The sequence below is a fragment of the Pseudomonas vanderleydeniana genome, assembly GCF_014268755.2.
Classification (GTDB): Bacteria; Pseudomonadota; Gammaproteobacteria; order Pseudomonadales; family Pseudomonadaceae; genus Aquipseudomonas; species Aquipseudomonas vanderleydeniana.
The window spans coordinates 3,582,270-3,598,186 of sequence record NZ_CP077093.1 but is presented as its reverse complement, the minus strand read 5'-3'; the positions used below and the strand labels follow the sequence as shown (position 1 = coordinate 3,598,186).

Annotated in this window: 13 protein-coding genes; 6 read left to right on the top strand and 7 right to left on the bottom strand. The window is 63.3% G+C overall.

Annotated features, from left to right (window positions below; translation table 11 throughout):
- Positions 1 to 47: 47 nt before the first annotated feature.
- Positions 48 to 779 (top strand): hypothetical protein, encoded by a 732-nt coding sequence (locus tag HU752_RS16395; RefSeq protein WP_186676388.1) that lies wholly within the window; start codon positions 48 to 50, stop codon positions 777 to 779.
- Between the two features lie 83 nt (positions 780 to 862).
- Here the strand turns inward: HU752_RS16395 and HU752_RS16390 are convergent, their stop codons facing one another.
- The 6 genes from HU752_RS16390 to tpx (HU752_RS16365) form a co-directional block, all read right to left on the bottom strand.
- Positions 863 to 2,356 carry an efflux transporter outer membrane subunit gene (locus HU752_RS16390; RefSeq protein WP_275959754.1) on the bottom strand — a complete coding sequence of 498 codons (1,494 nt, stop codon included), beginning with the start codon at positions 2,354 to 2,356 and terminating at the stop codon, positions 863 to 865.
- Complete coding sequence (locus HU752_RS16385) at positions 2,353 to 5,460, bottom strand: efflux RND transporter permease subunit (RefSeq protein WP_186676390.1); 3,108 nt, start codon at positions 5,458 to 5,460, stop codon at positions 2,353 to 2,355. Before HU752_RS16385 ends, HU752_RS16390 begins: the two co-directional genes overlap by 4 nt.
- A complete protein-coding gene (locus HU752_RS16380; protein WP_186676392.1) occupies positions 5,457 to 8,558 on the bottom strand; it encodes an MdtB/MuxB family multidrug efflux RND transporter permease subunit in 3,102 nt (1,033 codons plus the stop codon). Before HU752_RS16380 ends, HU752_RS16385 begins: the two co-directional genes overlap by 4 nt.
- A complete protein-coding gene (locus tag HU752_RS16375) occupies positions 8,555 to 9,859 on the bottom strand; it encodes an MdtA/MuxA family multidrug efflux RND transporter periplasmic adaptor subunit (protein WP_186676394.1) in 1,305 nt (434 codons plus the stop codon). The genes HU752_RS16380 and HU752_RS16375 overlap by 4 nt, the downstream gene beginning before the upstream one ends.
- A 177-nt stretch (positions 9,860 to 10,036) precedes the next feature.
- Complete coding sequence (gene tpx, locus HU752_RS16370; RefSeq protein WP_186676395.1) at positions 10,037 to 10,537, bottom strand: thiol peroxidase; 501 nt, start codon at positions 10,535 to 10,537, stop codon at positions 10,037 to 10,039.
- A 278-nt stretch (positions 10,538 to 10,815) separates the two neighbouring features.
- Positions 10,816 to 11,316: a thiol peroxidase gene (gene tpx / locus HU752_RS16365; protein ID WP_186676397.1), complete on the bottom strand. Its 501-nt coding sequence runs from the start codon at positions 11,314 to 11,316 to the stop codon at positions 10,816 to 10,818.
- Between tpx (HU752_RS16365) and HU752_RS16360 the strand changes: the two genes are divergently transcribed.
- The 3 genes from HU752_RS16360 to HU752_RS16350 all read left to right on the top strand — a co-directional run bounded on the left by HU752_RS16360 (position 11,315) and on the right by HU752_RS16350 (position 13,389).
- Positions 11,315 to 11,596, top strand: coding sequence for a hypothetical protein (locus HU752_RS16360; protein ID WP_186676400.1), 282 nt, complete (start codon positions 11,315 to 11,317; stop codon positions 11,594 to 11,596). The two genes, tpx (HU752_RS16365) and HU752_RS16360, sit on opposite strands and share 2 nt — an antisense overlap.
- 114 nt (positions 11,597 to 11,710) lie before the next feature.
- Positions 11,711 to 13,138, top strand: coding sequence for a cytochrome-c oxidase, cbb3-type subunit I (ccoN, locus tag HU752_RS16355; protein WP_186676404.1), 1,428 nt, complete (start codon positions 11,711 to 11,713; stop codon positions 13,136 to 13,138).
- A gap of 26 nt (positions 13,139 to 13,164) precedes the next feature.
- Positions 13,165 to 13,389 carry a hypothetical protein gene (locus HU752_RS16350; protein WP_186676407.1) on the top strand — a complete coding sequence of 75 codons (225 nt, stop codon included), beginning with the start codon at positions 13,165 to 13,167 and terminating at the stop codon, positions 13,387 to 13,389.
- A gap of 9 nt (positions 13,390 to 13,398) precedes the next feature.
- On the opposite strand, the gene HU752_RS16345 is transcribed toward HU752_RS16350, so the two are convergent.
- Entirely contained in the window at positions 13,399 to 14,190 is a 792-nt protein-coding gene (locus HU752_RS16345) for an AraC family transcriptional regulator (protein WP_186676409.1), read from the bottom strand.
- Positions 14,191 to 14,263: 73 nt separating this feature from the next.
- Here HU752_RS16345 and HU752_RS16340 point away from each other — a divergent pair, with 73 nt between their 5' ends.
- Together HU752_RS16340 and efeU are read left to right on the top strand one after the other, a co-directional pair.
- Positions 14,264 to 14,956, top strand: coding sequence for an aspartate/glutamate racemase family protein (locus HU752_RS16340; RefSeq protein WP_186676411.1), 693 nt, complete (start codon positions 14,264 to 14,266; stop codon positions 14,954 to 14,956).
- Positions 14,957 to 15,072: 116 nt separating this feature from the next.
- The gene (gene efeU / locus HU752_RS16335) at positions 15,073 to 15,915 is read left to right on the top strand and encodes an iron uptake transporter permease EfeU (protein WP_186676414.1); all 843 of its coding nucleotides are present in this window, start codon (positions 15,073 to 15,075) and stop codon (positions 15,913 to 15,915) included.
- The last annotated feature ends 2 nt before the right edge of the window (positions 15,916 to 15,917 follow it).

The following is a 15,917-nucleotide window of genomic DNA, read 5'->3' as shown; positions in this document are numbered from 1 at the left end:
GCCCAGGCAGCACCTGTCACTTGTCAGCCACGATGGAGACCACGACGATGGATCACACCCCCCTTCCCGCCCCGCATATTGCGCTGGCACTGGGAAACTTCCACTATCCGCAGCACAATCTTCTGCCTGTCGCCGCCCTCACGTCCAATCTTGCCCTGGACATCGAGAACGCCTGGCCCGACCCCGCACAAAGTGGCCAAGTCGACCACATGACCCTGCTCTACACCTCGCCTACCGGCAGTGTGCATGAGGTGCCTGTGCCGTTGCCCGGCCCCCTGCACTTTCCGCTCAGGGTATGGTTACCCTACAAGTACCTGCATGAAGACGGGGTTTCAAAGGTCGCCTTCAAGGTGCGCAACCATGCCGGCGTTACCTACGAGTCGGACCCCGTGGCCTTCACCATCGACCTGCGCGTGCCCAATCATGACCAGGCCGGTACCAAGCCCGTGGTGGACGACGAAGTCGGTTTTCCGGGCGTGACCCGTGACTACCTGCTCAGGCATTGCAACAGCGTGAAGTTCCTGGTCGAACAGTATCCCGGGCAGACCGCCGGTGACAGGGTCGGCCTCTGCCTCGGCGGCCCCAACGAGCCGGTGCTCAGCGACGTCCTGGTGACCCGGGCCGACCGTGACATCATCATTCGCCTGGATGCGGAGTACTTTCTTGAACTGGCCGATGGTGTGCACCTGGCCTACTACAAGCTCTTCAGCCGCGCCGGCAAGGTGGGCCCCAATTCCAAGGGCACATTCGTGCGTATAGACCTCGGCCCGCGTGACTGACAGCGGCGCCAGCCGGCCAGGCATATGCTTGGATGGCCGCCTGCGGCGGATCGCCAGCAAGCCGGCTCCTACAGGGGGCGCGGCTACTTGGCGGCCACCGGTTCGGTCGCCCCGTCCCAGCCGCCGCCAAGGGCGGCGATCAGTTGCACGCTGGCGAGCAGGCGGCTTTGCAACAGGCTCAACACGCTGCGCTCATTGCTCAGGGCCGTGGTCTGCACGGTGACCACATCCAGGTAGGCAATCAGGCCGGCCTTGTACTGGTTCTCGGTCAGGCGCAGGGATTCACGGGCCGAGTCCAACGCCTGCTGGCGCACCCCTGCCTCGTTCTCCATGACCTTGAGCTGCACCATGTAGTTTTCCACCTCGCGAAAGCCATCCAGCACGGTCTGGCGGTACTTGGCGACGGTCTGGTCATACACCGCCTCGGTGCGCTCCACTTCCGCCGAACGCTGGCCGCCGTCGAACAGGGTCATCGCCAGTTTCGGCCCCACCGACCAGAAGCGGTTCGGCAGGCTGATCCAGTCGGCATAGGTACTGCTGCTGTAGCCACCGGACAGGCTCAAGGTCAGGTCCGGATAGTAGGCGGCCTTGGCTACGCCGATCTTGGCGTTGGCGGCGATCACCGAACGCTCGGCCGACGCCACATCCGGACGTCGCTCAAGCAGTTGCGAAGGCAGGCCCAGCGGAATCTGCGGCAACGCCGGAACATCCCGGGTCGCCACCAGCTTGAAGTCGGCCGGTGCCTGGCCGGTCAGCACGGCAATCGCGTTTTCAAACTGGGCGCGCTGCCAGGCCAGGTCGATCAGGTCGCCCTGGGCACTCTTGAGCTGGGTCTGGGCCTGGGCGATCGCGGCCTTGCCCGAGACGCCGAAACGGTACTGGTTCTCGGTGGTTTTCAGCGAACGCTCGTAAGCCTGCACCGTGGCCTCGAGCAGGCGTTTCTGTTCGTCGATCACCCGCAGTTGCAGGTAGTTCTGTACCAGTTCCGACTGCTGGCTCAGGCGCATCGCCGCCAGGTCGGCGAAGCTGGCCTGGGCACTGGCCTTGTCCGCCTCGAGGCCGCGGCGCAGCTTGCCCCAGACATCCGCCTCCCAGCTCACGCCCAGTTGGGCGTTGTAGGTATCGCGTATTCCGCTCGAGGAACTGCTCAGGCTCGAGTTGCTGCTGCCGGTGCCCTGGCTGGAGCGGGTCTTGCCGGCACTCAGGTCGACGCTCGGAAAGAACGCCCCGCGGGAGCTGCGCACCAGCGCCTGGGCCTGGCGAAACTGTGCCTCGGACTGGGCCACGGTCTGGTTGCTGCTGTTGAGCTTTTCCACCAGGCCATTGAGCACCGGATCACCGTACAGCTCCCACCAGGCGCCACGGGCCAGCGCATCGCTGGGCTGGGCCTGGCGCCAGCCGGCTGCTTCCTTGTACTGCGCCGGGGCGGCGGCATCCGGGCGCTGGTAATCCGGGCCAACGGCGCAGGCGCTGAGCATCAACCCACACAGGGCCAGGCTCAGCAGGCGCGAGCCACGCGCCATTTCCAGGCGTTGGGCCGCCTGCGCGGTCACATTGCGGTATGCAGGGTCAGTCATAGCGGAGTTTCCAGAGCACCATCGGTACGTACGCCGCGCCAGGCGTTGAAACGGTGGCGCAGGCGATCAAGATAAAGGTAAACCACCGGGGTGGTATAAAGCGTCAGGATCTGGCTGAAGATCAGCCCGCCGATGATGGTCAGGCCCAACGGCTGGCGCATCTCCGCACCTTCGGCGGTGCTGAGCATCAGCGGCAGAGCGCCGAGGATCGCCGCCAGGGTGGTCATCAGGATCGGCCGCAGGCGCAGCAGGCAGGCTTCGCGGATCGACGCCTGGGGCTCGAGGCCGCCATTGCGCTCCAGTTGCAGGGCCAGGTCGATCATCAGGATCGCGTTCTTCTTCACCACCCCGATCAGCAGGAACAATCCGAGCAGGGAAATCAGGCTGAACTCGCCACCCAGCAGGTAAATGCTGAGCAACGCGCCGACACCGGCCGACGGCAGCGTGGACAGAATGGTCAGCGGGTGGATGTAGCTCTCGTAGAGCACCCCGAGCACCAGGTAGACCGCCACCAGCGCCCCAAGAATCATGAACGGCTGGCTTTTCTGCGTCGCGGCAAAGGCATCGCTGGTCCCGGCCATCTTGGCGATCACCGACTCCGGCAGGCCGAGCTTGGCCACCGCCCGCTCGATCGCGGCCGTGCCCTGCTCCACCGTCACGCCAGGGGCCATGTCGAACGACAGGCTCTGCGAAGCGAACTGCCCCTCATGGTTGACCTGGTCTTCCTGCAGGCTGTTTTCGTAGTGCGCGATGGCCGAGAGCGGGATGCGCTCGCCGTCCTTGCCGATCACCTTGACCTGGTTCAGGGTCTCCGGGTCCTGGGCATACTTGGGGTTGACCTCCATCACCACCTGGTACTGGTTCAGGGTGTCATAGATGGTCGAGATCTGCCGTTGGCTGTAGGCGTTGTTCAGCACGGCGGTGACCATGCTCATGTCGACGCCCAGGCGCTTGGCCGTGTCGCGGTCGACCACCAGGGTGGTCTGTTGGGCCCCACGCCCCTCGCGAGCGTCGATCGCCGTCAGCTCCGGCAACCCCTTGAACGCAGTGATCACCTTCGGGTACCACTCGCGCAACGCCGCCAGGTCGTCGCTTTGCAGGATGTAGGAGTACTGGGAAGTCGTCTGTTCGCGACCGCCACCAAACTGCAGATCCTGGTCGGCCATCAGCATCAACCGTGCGCCAGCGACCTTGGGCATCTCCACCCGCAGGCGCTCGATGACCTTTTGCGCCGAGATGTTGCGCTCCTTGATGGGTTTGAGGCGCACCAGCATGAAGGCGTTGTTGGTGCCGTTGTTGCCGCCGATGAAGCCGGCCACGCTCTGTACCGCCGGGTCCGCGAGAATGGCCTTGCGGAAGGTTTCCATCTTCGGCTGCATCACGCCGAACGACAGGCCATCATCGCCGCGCACGAAACCGATCAACTGCCCGGTGTCCTGCTGCGGCATGAAAGTCTTGGGCACCACCACGTACAGCGCGATGTTGACGCCGATGGTAATCAGCAGGCTGAGCAGCGTCAGCCGGCGGTGGCGCAACACCCAGTCCAGGCTCTTGCCATAGGCGTCGACCATGCGGTCGTTGGCCTTCTCGCTCCAGCGTTGCAGGCGCGTCTGTACGCCCTTGGCATGCGGCTTGAGCCAACGGGCGCAGAGCATCGGCGTGAGGGTCAGGGACACCACCAGCGAGACCACGATCGAGGCGGCCAGGGTAATCGAAAACTCGCGGAACAGACTCTCGATGATCCCGCCCATGAACAGGATCGACAGGAACACCGCCACCAGCGACACGTTCATCGACAGCAGGGTGAAACCGACCTCCTTCGCCCCCAGGTAGGCCGCCTTCATCGGCGCCACACCGTCGTCGATATGCCGGGAAATGTTCTCCAGCACCACGATCGCATCGTCCACCACCAGCCCCGTGGCCAGGATCAGCGCCATCAGCGACAGGTTGTTCAGGGAGAACCCGTACAAATACATGATGGCGAAGGTGCCGATCAGCGACACCGGTACCGCCAGGGTCGGAATCAGCGATGCACGGAAATTGCCGAGGAACAGGTAGACCACCAGCACCACCAGGGCCACGGCGATCAGCAGGGTCATCTCGGCTTCATGCAGGGTGGCCTTGATCACCGGTGAACGGTCCATGGCCAAATTCAGCTTGACGCTCGAGGGCAACACCGCCTGCAACGCCGGCAACTGGGCCTTGATCTCGTTGACCGTCTCGATGATGTTGGCCCCGGCCTGGCGGTTGATCACCAGCAGTACCGCGGCATCATTGTTGAAGAAGCCGCTGTTGTAGCGATCCTCGACACCGTCGCTGATTTTCGCCACATCGCCCAGGCGCAGGGCGGCGCCGTTCTGGTAGTGGATGATCAGCGGCTCGTAGTCCTTGGCCTTCTCCAGCTGGTCATTGGCCTGCACCTGCCAGTTGCGCTGGTCATCCTCCAGCGACCCCTTGGGCCGACGCACGTTGGCATTGGCGATCGTGGTGCGCACGTCGTCCAGCGCCACCCCATACTGGTTCAGCGCCTGGGGTTCGAGTTCGATGCGCACCGCTGGCAGCGAGCTGCCACCGATCTGCACCTCCCCCACGCCCGGTACCTGGGACAGGCTCTGGGACAGGATGGTCGAGGCCAGGTCGTACAGCTGGCCCTTCTGCAACACATCGGAAGTCAACGACAGCACCATGATCGGCGCCTGGGACGGGTTGACCTTCTTGTAGGTCGGCATGCTGCGCATGCCGCTGGGCAGCAGGTTGCGCGAGGCGTTGATGGCCGCCTGCACCTCGCGCGCCGCGCCGTTGATGTCACGGTCCAGGTCGAACTGCAGGATCACCCGGGTCGAGCCCTGGCTGGAGCGGCTGCTCATGGTGTTGACCCCGGGGATCACCCCGAAGGAACGCTCCAGTGGCGTGGCCACGGTCGAGGCCATCACCTCCGGGCTGGCACCCGGCAGGCTGGCCTGCACCACGATCACCGGGAAGTCCATCTGTGGCAACGGCGACACCGGCAACAGGCCGAAGCTGACGCCACCGAGCAGGACGATCGCCAGGCTCAGCAGCATGGTCGCTACCGGTCGACGGATAAAGGGTCCGGAAAGGTTCATGTGTCCGCCTGCTCCAGGCGGCTCGGATGGCGGCCCCAACGTCGTCCCAGGCGATCGAAGAACAGGTAGATCACCGGCGTGGTGAACAGCGTCAGTACCTGGCTGACCAGCAACCCGCCAACCATCACCAGGCCCAGCGGCTGGCGCAGCTCGGCCCCGGAACCGGTGGCGAGCATCAGCGGCACGGCCCCGAACAGCGCGGCCAGGGTGGTCATCAGGATCGGCCGGAAGCGCAGCAGTGCCGCCTGGTAGATCGCCTGCTCGGGCGCAATGCCCTGGTTGCGCTCGGCGTCGAGGGCGAAGTCGATCATCATGATCGCGTTCTTCTTGACGATACCGATCAGCAGGATGATACCGATGATGGCGATCATGCCCAGGTCGTTGCCGCTGAGAATCAGCGCCAGCAAGGCACCGACCGCGGCCGATGGCAGGGTCGAGAGGATCGTCACCGGGTGGATGTAGCTCTCGTAGAGCACCCCGAGCACGATGTACATGGTCACCACGGCCGCCAGGATCAGCAGCAAGGTGCTCGACAACGAGGCCTGGAAGGCTTCGGCAGCGCCCTGGAACTGGGTCTGCACGCCGATCGGCATGCCGATGTCCTGCTTGACCTGGTCGATGATCTCGACGCCCTTGCCCAGGGCGATGCCCGGCGCGAGGTTGAACGACATCGTCACCGCCGGGAACTGGCCGATATGGGAAATCGCCAGTTGCGCCTGGCGTTCCTCGATCCGGGCCAGGCTCGACAGGCGAACCTGGCTGCCGCTGGTGGTCTTGACGTGGATCTGGTCGAGCGCCGCCGGACCGATCTTCTCCCCGGCCTGGGCCTGGAGCACCACGCGATACTGGCTGGCCTGGGTGTAGATGGTGGAGATCTGCCGCTGGCCGAAGCCGTCGTACAGCGCATCGGTGATATCGGAAACCGAGACTCCCAGCCGCGAGGCGGCATCGCGATCGATCACCAGGTACACCTGCAGGCCCTTGTCCTGCAGGTCGCTGGCGACATCGGTCAGTTCCGGCCGCTCGGCCAGGGCCTGCAGCAGCTTGCCACTCCACTCGGCGAGCAGGTCGGCATCCGGCGAGGACATGCTGAACTGATACTGGGTCCGGCTGACGCGGTCCTCGATGGTCAGGTCCTGCACCGGCTGCATGAACAGGCGGATACCTACCAGCTGGTCAACTTGCGGTTGCAGACGGTTGATGACCTGGGCCGCACTGAGATCACGCTGGCGATGCGGCTTGAGGTTGATCAGCAGGCGGCCGCTGTTGAGGGTGGCGTTATCACCATCGACACCGATGTAGGAAGACAGGCTTTCCACCGCCGGGTCGGCCAGAATCACCTTGGCCAGCTCCTGTTGGCGCTGGCTCATGGCCGCGAACGATACGGCCTGCGGCGCTTCGGAAATGCCCTGGATCACCCCGGTATCCTGCACCGGGAAGAAACCCTTGGGCACCATCAGGTAAAGGAACACGGTCAGCGCCAGGGTACCGATGGCGACCAGCAGGGTCAGCGGCTGGTGCTTCAGTACCCATTGCAGCTTGCGTCCGTAGGCTTCGATCAGCCAGTCGATCCAGGCACCACTGGCGCGGTAGAAACGCCCCTGCTCCTCTTCCTTGGGCTCGCGCTTGAGCAGGCGGGCACACATCATCGGGGTCAGGGTCAACGAGACCACCAGGGAAATCAGGATCGCCACCGCCAGGGTAATGGCGAACTCGCGGAACAACCGCCCGACCACGTCAGCCATGAACAGCAGCGGGATCAGTACCGCGATCAGCGACAGGGTCAGCGACACCAGGGTGAAGCCGATCTGCTTGGCGCCCTTGAGGGCCGCCTGCATCGGGCTGTCGCCTTCCTCGACGAAGCGCGAGATGTTTTCCAGCATGACGATGGCATCGTCGACCACGAAACCGGTGGCGATGGTCAACGCCATCAGCGTCAGGTTGTTGACCGAGAAGCCCGCCAGGTACATGACCCCAAAGGTACCGATCAGCGACAGCGGCACGGCCACTGACGGAATGATCGTGGCACTGGCCCGGCGCAGGAACAGGAACGTCACCATCACCACCAGGGCGATGGCGATCAGCAGTTCATGCTGGACGTCGGTAACCGAGGCGCGGATGGTCTGGGTACGGTCAGTCAGCACGGCCACGTCGATGCCGGCCGGCAGGTTGTCGGTGATGCTCGGCAACAGCGCCTTGATCCGGTCGACCACCTCGATGACGTTGGCCCCCGGCTGACGCTGGATGTTGAGCAGCACGGCCTGGTTTTCATTGGCCCAGGCCGCCAGGCGCTCGTTTTCCGCGCCATCGACGATCTCGGCCACGTCCTTCAGGCGCAACGGCGCCCCGTTCTTGTAGGCGAGGATCAGCTCGGCGTATTCCTTGGGCGAACGCAGTTGGTCGTTCGCATCGAGCATCGATACCCGCGTCGGGCCATCAAAGTTACCCTTGGGCTGGTTGACGTTGGAGGCGCCAATCAGCGTGCGCACATCGGACAGGTTCAGGCTGTTGGCCGCCAGGGCCTCGGGATTGACCTTGATCCGTACCGCCTGGCGCTGGCCACCGGCGATGCTGACCATGCCGACGCCGCTGATCTGGGCGATCTTCTGCGCCATGCGGGTGTCGACCAGGTCGTTGAGCTTGGGCAGCAGCATGGTTTTCGAGGTGATCGCCAGGGTCAGTACCGGGGTATCGGCCGGGTTGACCTTGTTGTACACCGGGGGTGCCGGCAAATCCTTGGGCAACAGGTTGGTTGCCGCGTTGATCGCCGCCTGGACCTGTTGCTCCGCGACATCCATGTTGATGTCGAGGTTGAAGCGCAGGGTCAGCACCGAGGCACCGCCGGAGCTGGTGGATGCCATCTGGGTCAGCCCGGGCATCTGCCCGAACTGGCGTTCCAGGGGGGCCGTGACCGCACTGGTCATCACATCCGGGCTGGCGCCCGGATACAGGGTCATGACGCGGATGGTCGGGTAGTCGACCTGGGGCAGTGCCGAGACCGGCAGCAGCCGGTAGGCGATCACCCCGGCCAGGACAATCGCCAGCATGCTCAGGGTGGTGGCTACCGGGCGGAGAATGAACAGCCGCGAGAGATTCATGCGCCGACCTTTTTCGCCTTGGCCTCAGCCCCTGCGTCCGCGTCCTTGGTCTTGGAGCCATGCAACTGCCCTGCTGGCGTGCTCGGCACGTCCTGGCTGTCATTGACCACTTCCACCTCGCCGCCGTCCTTGAGACGGTCGGTGCCTTCCAGCACGACGCGATCGCCGGCGGCCAGGCCCGAAGTGATCACGGTGACGTTGCCGTCGCTTGGACCGACTTTCAATGGACGAATCTTGACCTTTTTCTCGCCATCCAGCGCATAGACGAAGGTGCCGTCGGTACCGAACTGGATCGCCGCACTCGGGGCCAGTATCACGCCCTTCAGCGTGTCGGCAAGCAGGCGCACATTGACGAACTGGTTGGGGAACAGGTTCTGGTCCTTGTTCTCGTAGAGCGCCTTGAACTTCAGGGTGCCGGTGGTGATGTCGATCTGGTTGTCCAGGCTCTGCAGCACACCGGTCGCCTGCAGCTTCACGTCGCCGCGGTCCCAGGCCTCGGCCGGCAGATGCGCACCGCTACGGAAACGTGGCAACACGACGTCGAGGTTGTTCTCCGGCAGGGTGAACGCCACGCTGATCGGCTGGGTCTGGGTGATCACCGCGACGGCCTGGGTATCGTTGGCCGCCAGCAGGTTACCGACGTCCAGCTGGCGCAAGCCCAGGCGTCCGGAAATCGGCGCGCGGATCTTGGTGAAGGCCAGGTTCAGCTTGGCGGCGTCGACCGCACCCTGGTTGTTCTTCACGGTGCCCTGGTACTGCAGCACGGTGGCTTCGGCGGTATCCAGGGTCTGCTTGGCGATGCTGTCCTCGGCATACAGCCCGCGATAGCGCTGCAGGTCGACCTGGGCATTCTTCAGTTGGGCCTGGCTCTGCAACAAGGTGCCCTGGGCCTGCAGCAAGGCGCTTTCATAGTTGCGCGGGTCGATCTCGGCGAGCACATCGCCAGCCTTGACCATCTGCCCTTCCTGGAAGTTGATCTTGACCAGTTGCCCGCCCACCTGCGCACGCACATTGACCGTATTGAGCGCGGTCACGGTACCCAGCGCCTTGTAGTAGAGCGGGAAATCGCCGACGGTCGCCGGTGCCACGCGCACCGGTACCGGGCCGGTGGAGGCGCCGAAGCCGGGGCGCATCATGCCGCTCTTGCCGGTACGTCCGGCGGGCTGCTTGTGTTCGGTCTTGTGATCGCCGGCTGGCCAGAAATGCCAGCACAGCGCCGCGATGATCAACACGGTGAACAGGCCGAACAGCCAACGACGGGACTTGCGAGGAGCAGAGGATTGCATGGAATGACCAACCATTATGTGCGAGAGCTTCTTCCTTAGGAGGATGAAAGATAAGCACTCAAATGTTTCATGCAAAGTGCCTTTACCGGCAATTTACCTTTGCATGACCTTCTTCGACCTTCGACCAAGGCACTGAAACGCCAATGAAAAACGGCCTGGACAGGGTCAGGCCGTCGACAGAGGCAAGGTCGCTTACTGCAAGACAGCGAGGGCGGCGGCGTAGTCGGGTTCCTGGCCGATATCGGCGACCAGTTCACTGTGCAGCACCTGGTCCTGCTCATCGAGTACCACTACGGCCCGGGCGGTGAGCCCCGCGAGTGGGCCGTCGGCAATGGCTACACCGTAGTCTTGCATGAATTGGCCGCCACGCAAGGTCGACAGGCTCTGTACGTTGTCCAGGCCTTCGGCACCACAGAAACGCGCCTGGGCGAACGGCAGGTCACCGGAAATGCACAGTACCACGGTATTGCTCAGCGCATTGGCATGGGCGTTGAACGTGCGGACCGACCTGGCGCAGGTGGGGGTGTCGACACTGGGGAAGATGTTCAGCACCTTGCGCTTGCCGGCAAAGTCACCCAGGGCGACATCCGCCAGGTCCTTGTTCACCAGGGAGAATGCCGGCGCCCGGGTGCTGGGCTGCGGCAGCTCGCCGTTGACCTGCACCACCACACCCCTGCGCGTCACTTGAGCCATGAAGCGAATCCTTTTGAACAGTTGTAGGAGAAAGGTCGAAGTTAACCACGATATGCCGTTGACACCTACGGCCAAACACAAATTGTCACAGCACGGCAGAGTCCGGAAGGCCCAGACCAGAGCGGCCTGTGACCAGGCATCGCGGTATGACAGTTGAAATGGGATTCAGGTTTCAGGCCCGCTTCGCGCGCCAGTGCGGACAAGCCCGCTCGCCACACGGGCGGCACAGACAAAAACGGCCTGGACAATGCCAGGCCGTCGGTGACGCGTGCTGCCGTTTACTTCAGTACGGCCAGGGCGGCGTCGTAGTTGGGCTCGTCGGCGATTTCGCCAACCAGCTCGCTGTGCAGGACGTTGTTGTTTTCATCCAGGACCACCACCGCACGAGCGGTCAGGCCGGTCAGCGGGCCTTCAGCGATAGCCACGCCGTAGTTCTCGATGAACTCGCGACCACGCAGGGTCGACAGGTTCTGGACGTTTTCCAGGCCTTCGGCGCCGCAGAAGCGCGCCTGGGCGAATGGCAGGTCAGCCGAGATGCACAGCACCACGGTGTTGGCCACGTCGTTGGCCTGGGCGTTGAACTTGCGAACGGAAGTGGCGCAGGTCGGCGTGTCGACGCTTGGGAAAATGTTCAGCACCTTGCGCTTGCCGGCAAAGTTTTCCAGGGTGACGTCAGCCAGGCCGGCGTTGACCAGGGAGAAGGCTGGGGCCTTGGTGCCGACCTGTGGCAGTTGGCCGTTGACCTTGACCGGGTTGCCTTTGAGGGTGACTTGAGCCATGAGCGAAATCCTTCCAGAAAATGTTGAAGAGGCCGAAGTTAACCACGAAAGCGTCAATCGACCTACCGTGGGGGCGAACAAATTCGCACACCATCGAAGAGGCGGCAAATCTGAAATACGGTTTTTTTCTGTAGGACCCGACAGCAACGATCGTCACCCATATCCTGGAGCTTTGTCGATCAGCGCCCTGCCATGCCGCTACGGACAAACAGTGCAAAGGGATCAACAAAAATACGGATCAGAGTGGATCGAAGCCAATCCAGCCAGGATAAAAGCCTGATCCGCATGAATGAGCCATTTCTGAGTCTGTTTTGCGTCCATGGCAATTCCTACAGTCGCGTCATGCCGGGCCAGGGTGGCCCGGCACGATCTGGCAACCGTGGAAGACTTGACCATGAGTACAGCAGCAAACACAGAAGCCTATAACTACAAGGTGGTCCGACAGTTCGTCATCGCCACCGTGTTCTGGGGCGTGATCGGCATGGCGATGGGTGTGCTGATCGCCTCGCAACTGGTCTGGCCCGAGATGAACCTGGATCTGCCCTGGACCACCTTCGGCCGACTGCGCCCGTTGCACACCAGCCTGGTGATCTTCGGCTTCGCCGGTAGCGCACAGTTCGCCGCCAGCTACTACGCGGTCCAGCGTACCTGCCAGGTGCGGCTGTACAGCGACAGCCTTGCAGCGTTCACCTTCTGGGGCTGGCAAGCGGTGATCGTGATCCTGTTCATCAGCCTGCCGCTGGGCTACACCACCACCAAGGAGTACGCCGAGATCGAATTCAGCGGCGCGGTCTGGATGGCGGTGGTCTGGGTCGCCTATGCCATCGTGTTCTTCACTACCGTGGTGCGCCGCAAGACCCGCCACATCTACGTCGGCAACTGGTTCTTCGGTGCCTTCATTCTGGTGATCGCCATGTTGCACGTGGTCAATCACCTGTCGATCCCGGTGAGCTGGTTCAAGTCCTACCCGGTCTACTCCGGTGCCACCGATGCCATGGTGCAGTGGTGGTATGGGCACAACGCCGTGGGCTTTTTCCTGACCACGGGCTTTCTCGGCATGATGTATTACTTCGTGCCCAAGCAGGTAGGGCGGCCGGTCTACTCGTATCGCTTGTCGATCGTGCATTTCTGGGCGCTGATCACCCTGTACATCTGGGCCGGCCCGCACCACCTGCACTACACGGCCCTGCCGGACTGGGCGCAGTCGCTGGGCATGGCCATGTCGCTGATCCTGCTGGCACCGAGCTGGGGCGGCATGATCAACGGCATGATGACCCTCTCGGGCGCCTGGCATAAGCTGCGCACCGATCCGATCCTGCGCTTCCTCGTGGTGTCCCTGGCGTTCTACGGCATGTCGACCTTCGAAGGACCGATGATGGCGATCAAGACCGTCAACGCCCTCTCCCACTACACCGACTGGACTATCGGTCACGTGCACGCGGGCGCCCTGGGCTGGGTGGCGATGATCACCTTCGGTTCGCTGTACCACATGATTCCCAGGGTGTTCGGTCGCGAGCAGATGCACAGTGTCGGCCTGATCAACCTGCATTTCTGGCTCGCCACCATCGGCACCGTGCTCTACATCGCCTCGATGTGGGTCAACGGCATCACCCAGGGCCTGATGTGGCGAGCCGTGAACGAGGACGGCACCCTCACCTACTCCTTCGTCGAGGCACTGCTGGCGAGCCACCCCGGGTTCATCGTGCGTTTTGTCGGTGGCGTGTTCTTTCTCGGCGGCATGCTGCTGATGGCCTACAACACCTGGCGTACGGTGCGAGTGGCAGATCGCACGCTGGCCCATCAGTCGGCGCAGATTGCCTGAGCACTCACGGACAGGAGCAAATCCCGATGCTGGAAATCCTCTTGAACCTGCTGGCCGTGACGTCACTGTACCTGGGCGTGAGCTACTGCTTGCGCGGGCAATCGGATAAAAGCCTGGATGACGCCAGCCTGATGCTGTTCTCCGATGACCCGCCTGTCGCGCAACGGGTTGAAGAGGCCACAGGCAAGGTGGTGCCCCAAGCGGTGGTCGAACAGCCATCGCCTGGGCAGTGGACCCGACTGGACATGTAGGAGGGCGACTTAACGACCCGTGACACGCCTGCGGTACTCCCCAGGCGTGATCCCGAGCACCTTGCGAAAGGCGCTGCCCAGGTGAGACTGGTGGGCAAAACCGCAATCCAGTGCAATCTCCGCCAGCGGCAGATCGCCAAACTCGATCATCCGTCGTGCCGCCTGCACCCGCACCTCCAGCAGATAGGCATGCGGTGTCATGCCGATGGACCGGGTGAAATCGCGCAGAAAGCGCAACTCCGACTGCCCCTGCCCGGCCGCCAGTTGCGCCAGGCTCAGGGGTTGGGCGAAGTCTTCGGCAAAACGATGCAGAACGGCCGAGAAGTCGGTTTGCCCGGGCTTGCCCTCCGGCATGGATTCACACAACCTGACAAACTCCAGTGCAGCGGCTTCCAGCATCAATGGATCAGCGCCCGGCTCCAGCAGCAGCCGGCGCAGTTGCCGCCCCAGTGCCAGTCCCCGTGCATGGCCGGGGCTCTCCAGTCGATGCTGCAACCCTGGACGATCATCTTCGAGTTGCCAGCGCACCAGCAGGTATTCGCCACCCTCGGCGGATTCGGAAAACACCTCGACACCCGGTGGCGTCAGTGCCAGGGTTCCAGGGTGAGTATCAAAGTCCACCCGGTGGTCGGAGTCGATCGCATGCACGCCCCGCTGCTGCTCCAGGGCGACCCCAAGGGTCTGCCACTGCACCGGATCACGCGCGCTGTAGGCTGAGCGTGGCAACAATTGCAGACACAGGCGCCCGTCCAGCAACGACTGGGCAGGCGGCGGGAAGGCTCCGGAGCGTTCTGCGGGCATATGAAATTTCCTGATAGATCGCACTCGACGCCAGAGAGCAGACTGCACGCTCCCCCATCGACAGGAGCACCGCATGCGCACCATCGGCCTTATCGGCGGCATGAGCTGGGAGTCCAGCGCCGAATACTACCGGATCATCAACCAGCAGGTTCGTTCGCGTCTCGGCCCGCTGCGCTCGGCATCGCTGCTAATGTACAGCGTCGACTTCGGCCCTGTCGAACAGGCCCAGCACGCCGGACGCTGGGATGACGCCGGGCTGATCCTGCAGGATGCGGCCCGGCGACTGCAGGCCGGCGGCGCCGAGTGCGTGGTGCTCTGCACCAACACCATGCACCGGCTGGCAGAACAGATCGAGGGGGCCGTGAGCATCCCCTTCCTGCATATCGCCACGCCGACCGGACGAGCCGCGCTGGCCAGGGGTGCAACCCGGGTCGGCCTGCTCGGAACCGCCTTCACCATGGAACAGGATTTTCTCAAGCAACGGCTGGTGGCCCAGGGACTGGAGGTGCTGATCCCCGAGGCCGAGGAACGCCAGGCCGTGCACCGGATCATCTATGACGAGCTGTGCGTGGGCGTCATCAACGAAGACTCACGGCAGGTTTACCAGCAGATCATCGCGAGGCTGGCGGCGCGCGGTGCGCAGGCGATCATCCTGGGCTGCACTGAAATCGGCTTGCTGATCAAGCCCGAACACAGCCACCTGCCGTTGCTCGACACCACCGAGCTGCATGCAGGAGCGGCAGTCGATTTCGCCTTGGCCACCTGACAGGTGAGGCCCTGCCGTTCAGCCCCGGTTCAGCTATAAGCCGTAAAAGCTGTTTAGTAATGAGTATCATTATGTTACAAATTACTATCCACTTTTGTAACGGACGCGATCGCCGAATGCTGGTTCCCTTTCTGATCATGTTGCGCGAAGGCATCGAAGCCGCGCTCATCGTTGGCATTATTGCCAGTTATCTCAAGCAGACTGGCCGTGGCCAATGGATGCCCGCCGTCTGGATCGGGGTGTTTCTCGCCGCTGCCCTCGCGCTGCTGGTGGGCGGCGGCCTGGAGCTGATGAGCGCCGAATTCCCGCAAAAACAGCAGGAACTGTTCGAGGGCATCGTCGGCCTGGTTGCCGTCGGCATCCTCAGCTCGATGGTGTTCTGGATGCGCAAGGTCTCGCGCTCCATCAAGCATTCCCTGCACGTCTCCCTCGACCATGCCCTGGCTGCCTCCAGGCATCAAGTCTGGGCGCTGATCGCCATGGTGTTCTTCGCCGTGGCTCGCGAAGGCCTGGAAACCGTGTTCTTCCTGCTGGCGGTGTTCCAGCAGAGCGAAGGGCCAGGTGCCCCCATCGGTGCCCTGCTCGGCCTGATCCTGGCGATCCTTGTCGGTTTTGCCATCTACAGCGGCAGCATGCGCCTGAACCTGGGCCTGTTCTTCCGCTGGACCGGGCTGTTCATCCTCGTGGTGGCCGCCGGCATCCTCGCCAACTCGGTGCAGGCGCTGCATGAAGCCGGCCTGTGGAACCACCTGCAGGATGTGGTCTTCGATATCAGCGCCACACTGCCGATGGATGGCCCTGCCGGTTCAGTCCTGGCCGGGATGTTCGGCTACCAGGATGCACCGACCGTCAGCGTGCTGGCCGCCTACCTGCTGTACCTGGTGGTCGCCCTGGTGATGTTCTTCATCCCGGCTGCACCGTCGGCCGCCAAGCAAACCTCTTCCGTTACCAACCAGTAAGG